Raw genomic sequence first — 15,391 nt, 5'->3', positions numbered from 1 at the left:
ATGAGTGTGCGGGCAATGGTCGTCGAGCGCCAGCCTCTTCGTGCAGTCGCACGGCTTCGCGGCCTCATGCGGCAAGCCGCTGAAGGTGTGGAAAGGGATGCGGAGCGCCGGACAGCGTCCGGAGTGTGAAAAATGAATACCGTTTCGACGAAGCCAGGACGCTCCGCGCGATCGTTATCCGCCAGCGTCCCGTCAGGTGGCCCTGTTCAGGCCTTACCGGGACCCGGACCCCGCCGTTTCCGGCAAGTTCCAGAGATCGAAGAAGGCGAGCCAAAAATGGCTAAGACACACCCCTTTACCTTCGACCACGCCGACGGCGGGCGGGCCTGGTCAGCGAACCAGGTCCCCGGACCGTCCGAGTATCCCCCTCGGACCTTCACCGCTCGACCACACCCCGCCGCCGCAATCGGTCGCTGGCCATGCGCCCTTTCCTCGCGACGAGGTGGGATCATTGTCGAGGGGTTCTGAGCGCGGATCATTCGGAGGCGTGTAAAATCGACAAGCGATTGATTTTGCTGAAGTCGATCTCGCGAATTCCGAGGATAGAGGCGGCCGAACGCTCATAGACCCTCCCCCTAGCGGGGGAGGTGTCGGCGCAGCCGACAGAGGGGGAAGAGGCCGGGCCAGGACAACTACCCCCTCCGGCGCTTCGCGCCACCTCCCCCGCTGGGGGGAGGATCTAAGCCGCGATGGAGTCGTAGACGACAACCTTGCTCCACAGGTGCGAGCAGTCCTTCACGAACTTCAGGTGCAGCGGGTGGTCCTGGTAGAGCTTCTGGTCGGCGACGCTCTTGAAGAGCATCAGCTCCGAGACGTCGTAGCTGTTGTCGACGACGTCGCGCTTCTCGGTCGAGGCCGGGATCCCGATGTGCAGCTGCTGGATGACCTCGATGCCCCGCAGGGTGTTCAGGCCGGCGATCAAGGCGTCGCGGTCGGGCTTGGAGCCGGGGTTCTTCAGCCAGAAGAAGACGTGGTGGATCATCGGGGCGCTTGAGGTTTCAGCGGCCGTGGCGGAGGTCCCCACGGCGGTGGCGAGCGCACCTGACAGCACGACGCGGCGATCGAAGGACGGCATGGGAGACCCTCCTACTTCAGGCCGTCTTCGGCCAGGGTGTGAGCGACGATGGCGTTGGCGTGGCCGTGGCCCATCTGGTGCTCGTCCTTGAGCATGGCCACCAGTTCCATGTGCTTGGCCGGATAGCGGGCGCGGACCTTCTCCTTCCAGGCGGAGATCGGCTGGCCATACGTCTTCTCGATGGAGGGGAAGTAGGACGCGGGGCCCTTGATCGGCTGGTCGGTCACTGACGTTTCCTTCTCGTTTCAGCCCTGCGGTTTCATCCGCAGCGGCAAACCTGCCGCCACGAAATAGACCGCGTCGGCGACCTGGGCCAACCGCTGATGCAGGCGTCCGGCCTCGTCGCGGAACCGGCGGCCCAACGGCGTCTCGGGCACGATGCCGAGGCCAACCTCGTTGCTGACCAGCCAGAGCCGGGCAGGGCAGGCGGTGACCGCTGTGACCAGTTCGTCGGCGGCGGCCTCGACGTCGTGCTCGGCCAGCATCAGGTTCGACAGCCACAGGGTCAGGCAGTCGGCCACGGCCACGGCGTCGGCTGGGAGGGCGGCGATTGTTTCGGCCAGCGCCAACGGCGCCTCGACCGTCGTCCACGATTCGCCCCTGTCGGCCTGGTGGCGCGCGATGCGCTGGGCCATCTCGTCGTCGAAGGCCTGGCCGGTGGCGATCATCACGGGACGCCCAGCTGAAGCAGCGCTTTCGGCCGCTTTCTGGGCGAACGCGCTCTTGCCGGAACGGGCCCCGCCCAGCACCAGGGTCGATGTCATAAGAGCTCCACATTGACCGTTTGCGGCGCAGCATATAGGGCTGGCCGCGCGTCAGGCTCCTCGAAAGAGGATTAAAAGGGAACGAGGTTCAAGACCTCGGCTGCCCCCGCAACTGTAAGCGGCGAGTTCTAGCGTCACATGCCACTGGGGTCTTCGGACCCTGGGAAGGCGACGCCAAGAGCGACGACCCGCGAGCCAGGAGACCTGCCCGGCGCAGTCGTTCATCGCTCGGCCGGGGTGCGCCGAACGAACGGGATCTCCCGAGAAACGACAGTCAAGGACCGCGCGACGGTCCAGCGTACGCGTGTTTGCGGGTGCGTTGGCTGGCGCGTGGATCGTTTCAACAGGGGAAGATAAAAATGATCCGAGCGTTTCTCAGCTCCACCGCTCTCGCCACGATCCTGATCGCCGGCGCCGCTTCGGCCGAAGACCAGAAGGCTCCCGAAGCCGACGTCGCGGGCAATGTCGGCGCCAACGGCGTCGCCGAACTGGTCGTCACCGCCACCCGCACCGCCACCCCGATCGAGAAGATCGGCGCGTCGGTCACCGTCCTGACCCAAGGCGCCATCGAGGCCAGCCAGGCGATCTCGGTCACCGAGCTGCTGGCCCAGCAGCCGGGCGTCAGCTTCACCCGCAACGGCGGTCCGGGCACGACCACCAGCCTGAACATCCGCGGCGCCGAGACCCAGCACACCGTGGTGCTGATCGACGGCGTCAAGCTGAACGACCCGTCCTCGACGCAAGGCGGCTTCAACAGCGGCAACCTGCTGGTCGGCGACATCTCGCGCGTCGAAGTGCTGCGCGGCGCTCAATCGACCCTGTGGGGCAGCCAGGCCATCGGCGGCGTGGTCAACATCGTCACCGCCGACCCGACCCAGCCGTTCCAGAGCTCGGTCGATGTCGAGGGCGGCGCCCGTCAGACGGGCTACCTGCGCGCCGGAATCGGCGGCGCGGGCGATAAGGTCGTCTGGCGCGTGGCCGGCGGCTACTACTCGACCGACGGCGTCTCGTCGTGGAAGGCCGGCAAGGAAACCGACGGCTACGTCAACAAGGGCCTGTCGGGCCGCCTGCGCTACCGGTTCAGCGAAAACGTCTCGGCCGAGGTCCGCTCGGTCTATTCGAAGGGTAAGAACGACTTCGACGCCTTCAACGGCGACAGCCCCGAGTTCGCCCGCACCGAGGAACTGGTCGTCTATAGCGGCCTGAACTTCGCCCTGCTGGACGGTCGCTGGAACAACCGCCTGGGCTACGCCTACACCGACACCGACCGCGAAAACATCAACCCGGCCCGCCCGGCCGTGCCGCTGACCTTCGACGCCGCCGGCAAGAACAAGCGCATCGAGTACCAGGGCGTGTTCGCCTTCTCCGAGGCGGTGACCGCCACCTTCGGCGCCGAGCACGAGAAGTCGCGCATGCGCACCCGCTCGCCGTCGGCCACGGCCGCCAACCCGCCGTTCCGCACCGGCCGCGTCGGCGTCGACAGCGTCTATGGCCAGGTGCAGGCCGAGGTCGTCCAGGGCCTGACCCTGACCGCCGGCGTCCGCTACGAGGACCACGACACCTATGGTTCGCACACCCTGGGCCAGGCCTCGGCCGCCTGGGCGCTGAACCAGGGCAACACGGTCCTGCGCGCCAGCTTCGGCCAGGGCTTCCGCGCCCCGGGCCTCTACGAACTGTACAGCGAATACGGCAACCTGACCCTGTCGCCCGAAGAGTTCGACAGCTGGGACGCCGGCATCGAGCAGCGCTTCTTCGGCGGCAAGGCTCGCGCCTCGGCCACTTGGTTCCAGCGTGAGGCCGACAACGAGATCCGCTTCTTCTCGTGCACCGGCGCGCCCGACCCGCTGTGCGCCGTCAACGGCGTCTCGCGCTTTGGCTATTACAACAACGTCCAGAAGACCAAGGCTCAGGGCGTCGAGCTGATCGGCGAGGTCAAGCCGGTCGACGGCCTGACCGTCACGGCCAACTACACCTATACCGAGGCCGAGTCCGACAGCGGCGCCAGCAAGGGCAAGCAGCTGACCCGTCGCCCCAAGAACATGGGCAACCTGTCGGTCGGCTACCGCTGGCCGGTGGGCCTGACCACCACGGTGGCGGCGCGTTACGTGGGCAAGACCTTCAACAACGACACCAACACCCAGGTCGTGAAGGGCTACACCCTGGTCGACCTGCGGGCGGCCTACACGATCAACGACACCTATGAGGTCTTCGGTCGTGTCGAGAACGCCTTCGACAAGGACTACCAGACCATCCTGAACTACGGGACGCCGGGCCGCGGGGCGTTCGTCGGCCTGCGCGCGCGCTTCTAAGGCTGCTGGAGTGGCGTCGATTTCAGCCCTCGGCGCCTTTCGGCACGGCGGCCGTCTCCGCGAGGCGACGGCCGCCCACCCGCACGCGCCTCAGCCCTGGCTGGATCTTTCGACCGGTATCAATCCGCAGCCGTGGTCGGGGCCTCGCGCCTCGGAGGGCGACCTGCGGCGGTTGCCGGATCCGGAGGACCTGGCCCAGCTGGAGGCCGTCGCGGCTCGCGCGTTCGGCGTCAGCGACCCCGGACGCGTGGCGGCCGTTTCCGGCGCGGAGGCGGCTCTGCGCCTGCTGCCGGGCCTGATCGGGAGCGGGGCGGTGGCGCTGCTGGGCCCGATCTATGGCGGCCACGTCGAGGCCTGGGCTTCCTTCAGCCCGAACCGGCTCGTGTCGCTGGATGACCCCAGAACGCTCCACGCCGACGTGCTGGTGCTGGTCAATCCGAACAATCCCGACGGCCGTCGCATCGACCGCGAGGCTCTGGCCGCCCTGGCGGCTGAGCGTTCGGATCAAGGCCGCTGGACCGTGGTCGACGAATCCTTCGTCGAGGTCACGCCCGAGCTCAGCGTGGCCGATCTCGAGATCGATCGGCTGATCACCCTGCGCTCGTTTGGCAAGTTCTACGGCTTGCCGGGTGCGCGACTTGGTTTCCTGATTGGAAACAAGATCTTCTCGCGAGAATTTCGCCTGCTGCTCGGCGACTGGCCGGTCAGCGCCGACGCGATCGCGCTGGGGCAGGGCGCCTATGCCGACGAGGCCTGGCGCGAGACGACGCGGATCTGGCTGGCGACGCAGGCGGCCAAAGTCGACGCGGCGGTAGTCGAAGCCGGCTTCACGGTCGTCGGCGGCTGCGATCTCTTCCGCTGGGTCGAGGTCCCGGACGCGCATGCGATGTTCACACGGCTCTGCGAGCGTGGCGTGCTGACGAGGCCGTTCGCGGATCAGCCCGACCGACTTCGCATCGGCCTGCCTTCGATCAACGATTTCAAGCGCTTCCAGAAGGCGCTTCAGCTATGAACCGGCGTGAGATCGTAGCCGGCGCCCTGGCGCTGACGGCGGGCGCGGCGCCGCCGCCTCGGCGGATCGTGTCGCTGAACAGCTGCCTGGACGCCATGCTGGTCCATCTGGCCGATCGCAGCCAGATCACAGCGCTCAGCCACTATGCCCGCGAGGAGCACAGCTCCACCGTCGCGGCCCAGGCCAAGACGCTGCCCTACACCTGGGAGAGCGCCGAGGAGGTCATCGCCCTGCGACCCGATCTCGTCCTGGCCAGCCAGCACTCGGCCCTGGCGACCCGCAACGCCCTCAAGCGCCTGGACGTGCCGGTGCAGCGCTTCAAGGTGCCCAAGTCGATCGACGAGAGCCGGGGCCAGGTCCGCAAGCTGGCGCGGATGATCGGCCATGCCGGCCGTGGCGAGGCCCTGATCGGCCGGATCAACGCCGCCATCGCGGCCGCGACGCCCGCGTCCGGTGCGCGACGGCTGAGCGCCCTGATCTACCAGCCCAACGGCTTCGCGGCCGGGCCCGGCACCCTGGTCGACGAGATGATGGAGCATGCCGGCTTCGACAATGTCGCCCGGCGCTTTGGCCTCAAGACCTGGGGCAATGTCGCGCTGGAGCGCCTGCTGGCCGATCCGCCGCAGGTGCTGCTGGTCGGCGAGCCCGCGCCCGGCGCGCGCAGCTGGGCCGACCGGGTCATGACCCATCCAGCGTTGAAATCCATTTCCGGGCGGATGCGCCAGGTGCGCCTGCCCGAGAAGCTTCTGTACTGCGGCGGCCCGGTGCTGATCGAGACCGCCGCCGCCATGGCCAAAGCCCGCGCCCAGGCGCTGAAGGAGGGCGCATGACCTCTAAACCCCATTTGGCCAGATCTCCCTGGCTCGTCTGCGGCGTCCTGCTGGCGCTGCTGGCCGTGCTGTTCGTCGCCAGTCTGTGCGCCGGACGCGTGTGGACACCGTGGAGCGCCTGGCTCTCGCACGGCGAGGACCCGCGTTGGGCCATCGTCTTTGGCCTGCGCCTGCCGCGCACCATCCTGGCGATCCTGGTCGGCGGGGCCCTGGGGCTCTCCGGCGCGGCGCTGCAGGGCTACACCCGCAACCCGCTGGCCGACCCGGCCGCGCTGGGGGTCTCGACCTCAGCGGCGCTGGGCGCGGTGCTGACGCTCTATCTGGGCGCGGCGGGCGAGGCCAACTGGATCCTGCCGCTGGCCGCGATGGTCGGAGCCGGGATCGGCGTCGCCATCCTGCTGAGCCTGTCCGGGATCAGCTCAAGCATCGTCACCTTCCTGTTGGCCGGCTTCGTCATCCAGACGGTCTGCGGGGCCATGATCGCCCTGGCCCTGAACCTGGCGCCCAACCCCTGGGCGGTGAACGAGATCGTCAACTGGATCATGGGCTCGTTGGCCGATCGCAGCGTCGAGGAGGTCAAGCTGGCCGCGCCAGGCGTCGTGCTGGGCAGCCTGCTTCTGCTGATGCTGGGCCGCTCGCTGGACGCCCTGACCCTGGGCGAGCAGGGCGCACGGTCGTTGGGCGTCGAGCTGGGCCGCACGCGCCTGCTGATGGCCGTCGGCGTGGCGATCGCGGTCGGCGCCAGCGTCGCGGTGACCGGTGTCATCAGCTTTATCGGCCTGATCACCCCGCACCTGCTGCGGCCGCTGCTGGGCTCCAAGCCCAGCGCCGTGCTGCTGCCGTCGTTCGTGGGCGGCGCGGTCCTGACCCTGGCGGCCGACATCCTCGTGCGCATGACCCCCGCGGCCAGCGAGGTGAAGCTCAGCGTCGCCATGGCCGCCCTGGGCGGGCCGTTCTTCCTGGCCATGCTGATCTCGATGCGACGGAGGATGGCATGAGCCTGCAAGCGCAAGACATCACCGTCCGTTTCGGCGACCGGCAGGTCCTGGCCGGCATCACCGCCGACTTCGAGCCGGGCGGCGTCATCGCCATCGTCGGCCCCAATGGCGCGGGCAAGTCGACCCTGCTGACCTGCTTGGCGGGCCTGCTGAAACCCGATTCCGGCGCGGCCTTGCTGGACGGCGCCGCGATCGCCGCGATGAACGGCCGCCAGCGCGCGCGCCGCATCGCCTTCCTGGCCCAGACGCCCGAGATCGCCTGGGACGTCGATGTCCGGACTTTCGTCGGCCTGGGCCGCACGCCGCACCTGGGCGCCTTCGGTCCCAGTGGCGAGGACCAGGTCGCGATCGAGGCCGCCATCAAGGCCGCCCATCTGGAGGCCTTCGCCGACCGCGCTGTCACTCGAATGTCCGGCGGCGAGCGGGCCCGCGCCCTGATCGCCCGAGGTCTGGCCGGCGAGACCGACTGGCTGCTGGCCGACGAGCCGCTGACCGGCCTGGACCCCGGCCACGCCCTGGACGCGCTGTCGCTGTTCCGCCGTCTGGCCCACGACCAGGGCAAGGGCGTGATCGTGACCCTGCACGATCTGAATCTGGCCGCGCGCTTCGCCGACCGAGTGCTGGTGCTGGATGAAGGCAGGCTGGTCGCCGACGCTGCGCCCGAGGCCGCCCTGACGCCCGAGCTGCTGTCGAAGGTCTACGGCGTCGTCGTCCGCCGCCACGCTGGCGAGGCCGGGCCGCTGATCGAAGTGCTGGGTCGTGCCGGCTAGCCCCTGGCCAATACCCTGGATCGTCCTTGCCGCGGCGGGCGTGGAGGCCATCATCGGCTATCCCGACGCCCTGCATCGGCGGTTCCCGCATCCCGTGGTCTGGATCGGGGCCCTGATCGGACATCTGGAGCGGATGCTGAACCAGGTCTCGTTCGGCGAGCCGTTGCGGCGTGTGCTGGGCGTCGTGACCCTGCTGGCCATCGTCGCGGTCAGCGCCGGCGCGGGCCTTTTGATCACCCGCCTTGGTGGTCCGTGGGCCGTGATCGCGGTCGGCTGGCTGGGGCTGGCCCAACGAAATCTGTGGGACCATGTCCATGTCGTGGCCAAGCCCCTGGCCGCCGGGGATCTGACGGCCGCCCGCGCCGCCGTCGGCATGATCGTCGGCCGTGACGTCGCGCGCCTGGACGAGAGCGACATCGCCGCCGCCGCCATCGAAAGCCTGGCCGAGAGCTTCTGCGACGGCGTGGTCGCGCCGCTGTTCTGGTTCGTGATCGGCGGCCTGCCGGGCCTGTTTGTCTACAAGGCGGTCAACACCGCCGACAGCATGATCGGCCACCGCGAGCCGCGTTGGCGCTCGTTCGGCTGGGCCTCGGCCCGGTTCGACGACCTGTTGAACCTGATCCCCGCGCGCCTGGCCGGCGTCCTCGTGGCCATTGCCGGATGCGGCGGCTGGAAGGTGATGCTGCGCGACGCCGGCAAGCATGCCTCGCCCAATGCCGGCTGGCCCGAAGCGGCCATGGCTGGCGCGCTGGGCGTGCGACTGGGCGGGCCGGCCTGGTACGACGGCGCGCTGTCGCAGCGTCCGATGCTGGGCGAGGGCAGGGCGCCCGAGGCGGCCGATGTTAGGCGCGCGCTCAAGGTCTATCTGGTCGCCTGCGCGATCCTCTGGTTGATGCTGGCGGTCGGAGGATTCGTATGGCCGCATTGATGATCCAGGGCTGCGGGTCCGACGTCGGCAAGTCGGTGCTGGTCGCGGGCCTGTGCCGGCTGTTCGCCAATCGCGGCCTGACGGTCCGGCCATTCAAGCCGCAAAACATGTCCAACAACGCCGCCGTCACCGCCGATGGCGGCGAGATCGGCCGCGCCCAGGCCCTGCAGGCCATCGCCTGCCGCACCCCGCCGACCGTCGACATGAACCCGGTGCTGCTGAAGCCCCAGAGCGACATCGGCGCCCAGCTGGTCGTGCGCGGTCAGATGGCCGGTACCTGGAAGGCGCGCGGCTACCAGGAGCGCAAGGCCGCGCTGCTGGGCACGGTGATCGAGAGCTTCCGCACGCTGGAAGCCGAAAGCGATCTCGTGATCGTCGAGGGCGCTGGCAGTCCGGCCGAGATCAACCTGCGCGCCAACGACATCGCCAATATGGGCTTCGCGATCGCCGCCGACGTGCCGGTGGTGCTGGTCGGCGACATCGATCGTGGCCACGTCATCGCCGCCCTGGTCGGCGCCCATGCGGTGCTGGACGAGGCCGATCGGGCGATGATCCGAGGCTTCCTGATCAACAAGTTCCGCGGCGATCCCAGCCTATTCCAGGACGGCCGCGCCGAGATCGTCCGCCGCACCGGCTGGCCGGATCTGGGAATGGCGCCGTGGCTGGCGGCCGCGCGACGCCTGCCGGCCGAGGACGCTGTCGTCCTAGATCGCGCCGTGGCCGCCGACGGCCGCAAGGTGCGGATCGTCGTGCCGATGCTGTCGCGGATCGCCAATTTCGACGAGTTCGACGCCCTGCGCGCCGAGCCCGAGGTCGAGTTCGCCTTCGTCCCGCCGGGAACGCCACTGCCAGGTGATGCGGACCTCGTCATCCTGCCGGGGACCAAGGCCACGCTCGCGGACCTGGCCTTCCTGCGCGCCCAAGGCTGGGACATCGACCTGGCCGCCCACGTCCGGCGTGGTGGTCGGGTGCTGGGCGTTTGCGGCGGCTACCAGATGCTGGGCCGACGGATCTCGGACCCCGACGGGATCGAAGGGGCGCCGGAAAGCGCCGAGGGCCTTGGCTTGCTCGACGTCGAGACCGTGATGACCGGCGACAAGACCCTGCGGCCCGTGACCGGGCGCCTGTCGGGCGGCGCACTGTTTGAAGGCTACGAGATGCATGTCGGCCGCACGACCGGCGCGGTCTCGCCGATGCTGACCTTCGAGGACGGCGTCACCGACGGCGCCGTCTCGGCCAATGGCCGGGTGCGGGGTTGCTACGTCCACGGGCTGTTCGACCGGGCCGAAGCGCGGGCCGCGTTGCTCGCCGAGCTGGGCGCGGCGTCCGACGGCCTGGATCAAGCGCTCCGCGTCGATCAGGCGCTGGATGAGATCGCCGCCATGCTCGAGCAGAGCTTCGACATTCCCGCCCTCGCGGCCCTGGCCGGCCTGGAGTTCTGAGTATGATGCTTCCCGCTGTAACCGCCGTCGACCACGGTCGCGCCGCCGCCCTGCGCGCGACGATCGATGGCAAGGCCAAGCCGCTGGGCGCGCTGGGCCGGGTCGAGGACCTGGCGGTCCAACTGGGCCTGATCGCCGAGACGCCGTCGGCCTTCGACAAGGCGCTGCTGCTGGTGTTCGCCGGCGATCACGGCCTGACGGCCGAGGGCGTGTCTTCCTATCCGTCGGCCGTCACCCAGGCGATGGTCGCCACCTTCCTGGCCGGCAAGGCCAGCGCCAACGCCTTCGCGGCGGCGATCGGGGCCGAGCTGCGGGTGGTGGACGCCGGGGTGGATGGCGACCTGCCGACGCATCCGAACCTGCTGGCTGAGAAGGTTCGACGCGGGACCCGCAACGCGGCTGCCGAGCCCGCCCTGACCGAGGCCGAAGTCGCCACCGCCCTGGAGCGCGGCGCGCGGATCGCTCGCGACGCCGTGGCCGAGGGCTTCCAGATCCTGGCGCTGGGCGAGATGGGCATCGGCAACACCGCCTCGGCCGCGCTGATCATGCATCGCCTGGCGCCGGCGCCCTTGGCCGAATGCGTGGGGCGCGGCGCGGGTCACGACGACGATGGCCTGGCGCGCAAGCTGTCGGTGCTGGAGCGGGCAGCCGCGCGTTCGGACGCGACCGAGCCCCGCGAGGTGCTGGCCCAGTTCGGTGGGCTGGAGATCGTCATGATGGCCGGCGCGATCATCGGCGCCGCCTCGGTGCGGATTCCGGTGCTGGTGGACGGCTTCATCGGTTCGGCGGCGGCGCTGGCGGCGATCCGACTGGATCCGGCGGCGAAGGACTACTGCATCTTCTGCCATCGCTCGGCCGAGCAGGGGCATCGTTTGATGCTCGAAGCCCTGGAGGTCGAGCCGCTGCTGGACCTGGGCCTGCGCCTGGGCGAGGGCACCGGCGCCCTGCTGGCGCTACCGATCGTCCGCGCGGCCTCGCGGCTGCTGAGCGACGTCGCCAGTCTGGACGACGTGCTGAACGGGCGGATCTGAGCATGGACTGGGCGCGGCATCAGGTTCGGCTGCTGGTCTGCGCGATCCAGTTCCTGACCCGCGTGCCCGTGCCGAACCTGAAGACCTTCGAGCCCGAATGGATCACCCGCTCGGCGCGCTATTTCCCGCTGGTCGGACAGGGCGTCGGGGCGGTCAGCGCTCTGGTGCTGCTGGTCGGTGAGCGCGTGTGGGGCGGCGGCGTGGCCGCTGTACTCGCGATAGCGGTCGGGCTCCTGGTCACCGGCGCCTTCCATGAGGACGGCCTGGCCGACACCGCCGACGGCCTGGGCGGTGGCCAGACGCCGGCGCGGCGACTGGAGATCATGAAGGACAGCCGCGTCGGGACCTATGGCGTCTGCGCCCTGGTCCTGGTGCTAGGCCTGAAGGCGACCGTGTTGGCCTCGACGCCGATGGCGGCCTTGATCCTGTTGGCCGCTCACGGCCTGGGACGAGCCGTCGCCGTGGTGGTCATGCGTGTCACGCCGTATGCGCCGAGCGGCGAGGCGGGCAAGTGGAAGCCTGTGCCGCAGGGCGTGAAGACAATAGAGGTGCTGGTCGCTCTGCTGATTGCCGCCTGGCCGCTGGTATTCCTGCCCATGTGCGCTGCGTTGCTCGGCATCGCGGGCGGCGCCGTCCTGGCGATCGCCATGGCCCTGCTGGCCAAACGGCTGATCGGCGGTCACACGGGCGATGTGCTGGGCGCGGTCGAGCAACTGTTCGAGGTCGGCTTCCTGCTGGGCGCGGCGGCGCTGCTGTGAGGCTGCTGGTCGGTCCGATCTCGGCGGTCGAGCGCCTGGCCGGTGAGGCCGATCATGTGCTGTCGCTGATTTCGCCGGACGCCGAGGCGCCGGCTGTGGCGCGGCCTCGAACCCTGTTGCGGTTCAACGACATCGCCGAGGACCGTGAAGGGTTGGTCGCGCCCTCGGCGGCGATGATCGAGACGATCTTGGGCTTGGCGGCGACACCCACGCTGCTGATCCACTGCTTCGCTGGCGTCAGCCGCTCGACGGCGGCGGCCTACATTCTGGCCTGCGCGCGCGGCGGTGATGAGCAGGTGCTGGCCGCCCAGCTAAGAGCCTTGTGCCCGGAAGCGACTCCGAACGCCCTGATGGTTGCCCTGGCCGACACGATCTTGCAGCGCGACGGCGCCATGAGCCGCGCGATCGCCGGGATCGGACGCGGCGTCGACGCCTTCGAAGGGACCGTGATCGACTGGCGGCTCTAGCCCTTGGCCAAGCCTGGCAGGTCGATCCGCACCAGTCGCCAGCCGAAGATCCCATGGCGCTTCAGCACCAGCTCTAGTCGCTCGCCGCCCCGCACATCGGCATAGCTGACCCGGAAGTGGTCGAAGCCTTCATAGTGGTAGCCGACCTTGGTCTCGGACTTGGCCTTCGGCTTGGCCGGCTCGAGGACCGGGCCGCCGGGCGCGGTCGAGACGGTCTTGGGCGGCTCGTTGGTGGCCACCATGTTGGCGATGGCCTCGGGCGTGGCGAAGGAGTCGACGGCCTTGTCGACCACGCTCGCCATCAGCAATTGGCCGAAGGCGGCGAACGGATTGTCGCGCAGTTCGGGGTCTTCCTCGAACTTGCGGGTCATGGCCGTCTTGAGCTGAGCCTTCAGGCTCTCGCGCACGGCGGGGAAGTCGACCTTCTGCGCCAGCGCGACCTTGTCGCCGGCCTTGGCGGCGGCGGTCAGGCTGTGCAGCGCCAGGATCGGCGAAGCGAAATACAACGCGATCAGCAGCACGGCCACAACGCCGCCGGCGCCGATCAGGATACGGTTCTTGCGAGTCATCGAATTCTCCCCCGCCGATTGGGGCAGACGGGGGAGGCCGGGTCAACCAAACCCTTAGCGGGCCGGGACTTGCGAAGCGCGCAGGATCTCGGCCCAGACCGGCGGACGGCGATTGGTCTTCTTCACCAGGTCGTCGCGCAGGGTCAGGAACTTGGGATCGGCCAGGCTGGCCAGGGTGTAGGTCGAAACGCCATTGCCCACGTCCCACGGGTGCGGAGCGTATTCCTTCTGACCGGCGCCGGCGCGGTCGCGGTCGAACTGGATCTTGGAGTTGGCGAACTCGATGTGGACCTTTTCGCCGGTGGCGAAGGCCGTCAGCCAGTCCAGCGAGTGGGGCAGGCTGGCGCCGGCCGAGCTCTTCCAGCTGTACCAGTCCTGGCCGTGGGCCTTGGCCGACAGCACGGCCATCAGCAGCGGGTCGAGGTTGTAGGTGACGTAGTGCAAGGCGTCGCGCTCGTGGAAGTCGAACGTTGAGCCGTCGGCGTTGAGGTTGACGCCGACCTGTTTCTGATAGGCCTTGCGGGCGCGGTCGATGACCTTGGCGTCGCCGGTCTGGAAGGCGGCCATGGTGGCCAGCTTGATGCGGTGGCTCTGCCAGTTGGTCTCGGCGTTCTTGGGGCCGGCGTCCATGGCGTCCAGATAGCCGACCGCCATCTTGCGCCAGAAGGCGTCGACCTTGGCGCGGATGGGGGCGGGGAGGTCGCTCTCCGTCAGGTCGGTGGCCATCAGCAGCGTGTCGAAGCCCGTCTCGTCGATCGGGTTGAACGAGATCTGGTAGATGTCGGCCCAGTTCTCGAGATAGCGGGCGGTCGCGTCCAGGAACTTGCGATCGCCGGTCAGGCGGTAGGCGATGGCGAAGTTCAGCACGATCGGCTGGTCCTCGCGGGCCTTGATGCTGATCTCGCGGATGCCCTTGCCGGGCAGGGTGCCTTCGGTGTGGGCGTGCGGGATGGCGCCGGGCGGGCGGTCCAGATTGGCGGTGGCGCGCGAGATCACTTGCTCGGGCAGGGCGGGGGCGATCGCGCCCTTGCCGAAGGACGGGCCCAGCAGGGCGTAGTCGGCGGCGTGGGCCGCGGGCGCGACGATGGTCAAGGCGCAGGCGGCGAACCAGGCGGTCTTCAAGGCGATCTCCCCATAAGCTTGTCACCCGCCTTACAGCGCGAGTGTTGCGGCAAGATATCTGACCAATTTGTAAGCTTGTCAATTATTGGTCATGCCAATATGACGAACTGGTCGGACCTGCCGGGACATCGCTTGTCTTGCGCGGTTTTCCTGATCATCTTCCGGCCCTTCGTGGGGAGTGCGTTTTGACGAGCAAGAGACCGACCATCGACGACGTCGCCCGCGTATCGGGCGTGGCGCGCGTGACGGTGTCTCGGGTGCTCAACGGCGGCCCCAATGTCCGCGACGAGGTCCGCGCCCGCGTCATGCAGGCGGTCGAGCAGCTGGACTACAAGGTCAATCCGCAGGCGCGCAGCCTGGCGGGCGGAGCCACCCGACTGCTGGCCTTCGTGTTCGCCTCGGACCCGGAGAACGATCCGAACTCGTACTACGAGTCCGCCCTGGAACTGGGCGCGCTGCGGGCCTGCCTTGCGTTGGGCTACCAGGTGCTGGTCCAGAACGTGCCGGACCAGACTCCCGATTACCGCAAGCGCGTGCTGGACCTGATCACCACCCAGCGCTGCGAGGGCCTGATTCTGTCGCCGCCCTACAGCGACGACGTGGGGCTGATCGAGGCCGTGCTGGCGCAAGGGTGCAAGGTCGTCACCGTCTCGCCGGGCGGGCCGGGCAGGGGCACGACCGACGGCGTCGGCGTCGACGACGAGGCCGGCGGCTACGACGTCACCCGCGAACTGCTGCGCCTGGGCCATCGCCGATTCGGCTTCATCGCCGGCCTGGAGGGCCACTTGTCAGCCGATCGCCGCCTGAAGGGCTTCTGGCGCGCTTTGGAAGAGCAGGGACTGGGGGAGGGCGACTGCGTGGTCCTGCGCGGCGACTTCACCTTCCGCTCGGGGACTCACCTGGCGCCGCAGCTGCTGGACCACCCGCTAAAGCCCACGGCGCTGGTCTGCGCCAATGACGACATGGCCGCCGGCGTGCTGTCGGCCGCCCACGCCCGAGGCCTGAGCATCCCGGCCGACCTGTCGATCACGGGCTTCGATGACGCCCCCGTCGCGGCCATTGTCTGGCCGCCTCTGACCACGGTCCACCAGCCCGTGAAGGTGCTGGGCCAGAGGGCTGTGGAACTTCTGGTTTCACGCCTGAATGGGGTGAATTCCTCCCCCGAACCGATCTTCCAGCAGTTGGAACACGCGGTCGTGTCACGCCAGACGACAGGCTTGGCCTAAGCTCCCTGAAGTTGGGTTTGTTTCCATCTTGACAACGTTGTCGTGTTGCCGGCAATTGGAAGCGCTTCCATGGAAGCGCTTCCACGGCCA

At 68.9% G+C, this 15,391-nt stretch carries 16 protein-coding genes, 1 pseudogene and 1 riboswitch; of the genes and pseudogenes, 11 read left to right on the top strand and 6 right to left on the bottom strand.

All coding sequences use genetic code 11. From position 1 onward, the window contains the following. Positions 1 to 601: 601 nt before the first annotated feature. The 4 genes and pseudogenes from AC1RRR_RS03905 to cobU all read right to left on the bottom strand — a co-directional run. A pseudogene (locus AC1RRR_RS03905) lies at positions 602 to 708 on the bottom strand (hypothetical protein); the annotation flags it as partial. Next, positions 680 to 1,075: a Dabb family protein gene (locus AC1RRR_RS03900; protein ID WP_492810718.1), complete on the bottom strand. Its 396-nt coding sequence runs from the start codon at positions 1,073 to 1,075 to the stop codon at positions 680 to 682. The gene AC1RRR_RS03900 and the pseudogene AC1RRR_RS03905, both read right to left, overlap by 29 nt. Before the next feature lie 11 nt (positions 1,076 to 1,086). Beyond that, on the bottom strand, positions 1,087 to 1,302 hold the full coding sequence (locus tag AC1RRR_RS03895; protein ID WP_454716175.1) for a DUF4287 domain-containing protein: 216 nt from the start codon (positions 1,300 to 1,302) through the stop codon (positions 1,087 to 1,089). Between the two features lie 18 nt (positions 1,303 to 1,320). Continuing rightward, positions 1,321 to 1,839 (bottom strand): bifunctional adenosylcobinamide kinase/adenosylcobinamide-phosphate guanylyltransferase, encoded by a 519-nt coding sequence (gene cobU, locus AC1RRR_RS03890; protein ID WP_492810716.1) that lies wholly within the window; start codon positions 1,837 to 1,839, stop codon positions 1,321 to 1,323. Between the two features lie 36 nt (positions 1,840 to 1,875). Then, positions 1,876 to 2,065: riboswitch (cobalamin riboswitch) on the top strand. 133 nt (positions 2,066 to 2,198) lie between these two features. Between cobU and AC1RRR_RS03885 the strand changes: the two genes are divergently transcribed. The 10 genes from AC1RRR_RS03885 to AC1RRR_RS03840 are packed head-to-tail and all read left to right on the top strand — an operon-like array spanning position 2,199 to position 12,384. Then, on the top strand, positions 2,199 to 4,148 hold the full coding sequence (locus tag AC1RRR_RS03885; RefSeq protein ID WP_492810714.1) for a TonB-dependent receptor plug domain-containing protein: 1,950 nt from the start codon (positions 2,199 to 2,201) through the stop codon (positions 4,146 to 4,148). 10 nt (positions 4,149 to 4,158) lie between these two features. Next, positions 4,159 to 5,160 carry a threonine-phosphate decarboxylase gene (locus AC1RRR_RS03880; protein WP_492810712.1) on the top strand — a complete coding sequence of 334 codons (1,002 nt, stop codon included), beginning with the start codon at positions 4,159 to 4,161 and terminating at the stop codon, positions 5,158 to 5,160. Continuing rightward, entirely contained in the window at positions 5,157 to 5,990 is an 834-nt protein-coding gene (locus tag AC1RRR_RS03875; protein WP_492810710.1) for an ABC transporter substrate-binding protein, read from the top strand. The genes AC1RRR_RS03880 and AC1RRR_RS03875 overlap by 4 nt, the downstream gene beginning before the upstream one ends. Further along, positions 5,987 to 6,988, top strand: a complete 1,002-nt coding sequence (locus AC1RRR_RS03870) for a FecCD family ABC transporter permease (protein WP_492810709.1) — start codon at positions 5,987 to 5,989, stop codon at positions 6,986 to 6,988. Before AC1RRR_RS03875 ends, AC1RRR_RS03870 begins: the two co-directional genes overlap by 4 nt. Further along, a complete protein-coding gene (locus AC1RRR_RS03865) occupies positions 6,985 to 7,758 on the top strand; it encodes an ABC transporter ATP-binding protein (RefSeq protein ID WP_492810707.1) in 774 nt (257 codons plus the stop codon). Before AC1RRR_RS03870 ends, AC1RRR_RS03865 begins: the two co-directional genes overlap by 4 nt. Beyond that, a complete protein-coding gene (gene cbiB, locus AC1RRR_RS03860) occupies positions 7,748 to 8,686 on the top strand; it encodes an adenosylcobinamide-phosphate synthase CbiB (RefSeq protein WP_492810705.1) in 939 nt (312 codons plus the stop codon). The genes AC1RRR_RS03865 and cbiB overlap by 11 nt, the downstream gene beginning before the upstream one ends. After that, the gene (locus AC1RRR_RS03855) at positions 8,674 to 10,128 is read left to right on the top strand and encodes a cobyric acid synthase (protein ID WP_492810703.1); all 1,455 of its coding nucleotides are present in this window, start codon (positions 8,674 to 8,676) and stop codon (positions 10,126 to 10,128) included. The genes cbiB and AC1RRR_RS03855 overlap by 13 nt, the downstream gene beginning before the upstream one ends. A 2-nt stretch (positions 10,129 to 10,130) precedes the next feature. After that, positions 10,131 to 11,159, top strand: a complete 1,029-nt coding sequence (gene cobT, locus AC1RRR_RS03850; protein WP_492810701.1) for a nicotinate-nucleotide--dimethylbenzimidazole phosphoribosyltransferase — start codon at positions 10,131 to 10,133, stop codon at positions 11,157 to 11,159. 2 nt (positions 11,160 to 11,161) lie between these two features. Beyond that, positions 11,162 to 11,917 (top strand): adenosylcobinamide-GDP ribazoletransferase, encoded by a 756-nt coding sequence (cobS, locus tag AC1RRR_RS03845; protein ID WP_492810699.1) that lies wholly within the window; start codon positions 11,162 to 11,164, stop codon positions 11,915 to 11,917. Then, entirely contained in the window at positions 11,914 to 12,384 is a 471-nt protein-coding gene (locus AC1RRR_RS03840; protein WP_492810697.1) for a tyrosine phosphatase family protein, read from the top strand. Before cobS ends, AC1RRR_RS03840 begins: the two co-directional genes overlap by 4 nt. Here AC1RRR_RS03840 and AC1RRR_RS03835 read toward each other — a convergent pair. Then, positions 12,381 to 12,953 carry a DUF2939 domain-containing protein gene (locus AC1RRR_RS03835; RefSeq protein WP_492810696.1) on the bottom strand — a complete coding sequence of 191 codons (573 nt, stop codon included), beginning with the start codon at positions 12,951 to 12,953 and terminating at the stop codon, positions 12,381 to 12,383. The two genes, AC1RRR_RS03840 and AC1RRR_RS03835, sit on opposite strands and share 4 nt — an antisense overlap. Positions 12,954 to 13,007: 54 nt before the next feature. After that, positions 13,008 to 14,075 (bottom strand): alginate lyase family protein, encoded by a 1,068-nt coding sequence (locus AC1RRR_RS03830; RefSeq protein ID WP_492810694.1) that lies wholly within the window; start codon positions 14,073 to 14,075, stop codon positions 13,008 to 13,010. A 185-nt stretch (positions 14,076 to 14,260) separates the two neighbouring features. On the opposite strand from AC1RRR_RS03830, the gene AC1RRR_RS03825 reads away from it, so the two are divergent. Then, positions 14,261 to 15,301, top strand: coding sequence for a LacI family DNA-binding transcriptional regulator (locus AC1RRR_RS03825; RefSeq protein ID WP_492810693.1), 1,041 nt, complete (start codon positions 14,261 to 14,263; stop codon positions 15,299 to 15,301). Positions 15,302 to 15,391: the final 90 nt, after the last annotated feature.

Source organism: Caulobacter sp. GW821-FHT12D05, from assembly GCF_058807295.1.
The sequence above is the reverse complement of the archived record's forward strand: the minus strand, read 5'-3'. Positions and strand labels throughout refer to the sequence as shown.

Excerpts from the sequence above, each read along its gene's own strand:
- AC1RRR_RS03855 (WP_492810703.1), top strand. The coding sequence starts at position 8,674 with ATGGCCGCATTGATGATCCAGGGCTGCGGGTCCGACGTCGGCAAGTCG.
- AC1RRR_RS03865 (WP_492810707.1), top strand. The coding sequence starts at position 6,985 with ATGAGCCTGCAAGCGCAAGACATCACCGTCCGTTTCGGCGACCGGCAG.
- AC1RRR_RS03885 (WP_492810714.1), top strand. The coding sequence starts at position 2,199 with ATGATCCGAGCGTTTCTCAGCTCCACCGCTCTCGCCACGATCCTGATC.
- AC1RRR_RS03870 (WP_492810709.1), top strand. The coding sequence starts at position 5,987 with ATGACCTCTAAACCCCATTTGGCCAGATCTCCCTGGCTCGTCTGCGGC.
- AC1RRR_RS03875 (WP_492810710.1), top strand. The coding sequence starts at position 5,157 with ATGAACCGGCGTGAGATCGTAGCCGGCGCCCTGGCGCTGACGGCGGGC.
- cobT (WP_492810701.1), top strand. The coding sequence starts at position 10,131 with ATGATGCTTCCCGCTGTAACCGCCGTCGACCACGGTCGCGCCGCCGCC.
- AC1RRR_RS03900 (WP_492810718.1), bottom strand. The coding sequence starts at position 1,075 with ATGCCGTCCTTCGATCGCCGCGTCGTGCTGTCAGGTGCGCTCGCCACC.
- AC1RRR_RS03835 (WP_492810696.1), bottom strand. The coding sequence starts at position 12,953 with ATGACTCGCAAGAACCGTATCCTGATCGGCGCCGGCGGCGTTGTGGCC.
- cobS (WP_492810699.1), top strand. The coding sequence starts at position 11,162 with ATGGACTGGGCGCGGCATCAGGTTCGGCTGCTGGTCTGCGCGATCCAG.
- cobU (WP_492810716.1), bottom strand. The coding sequence starts at position 1,839 with ATGACATCGACCCTGGTGCTGGGCGGGGCCCGTTCCGGCAAGAGCGCG.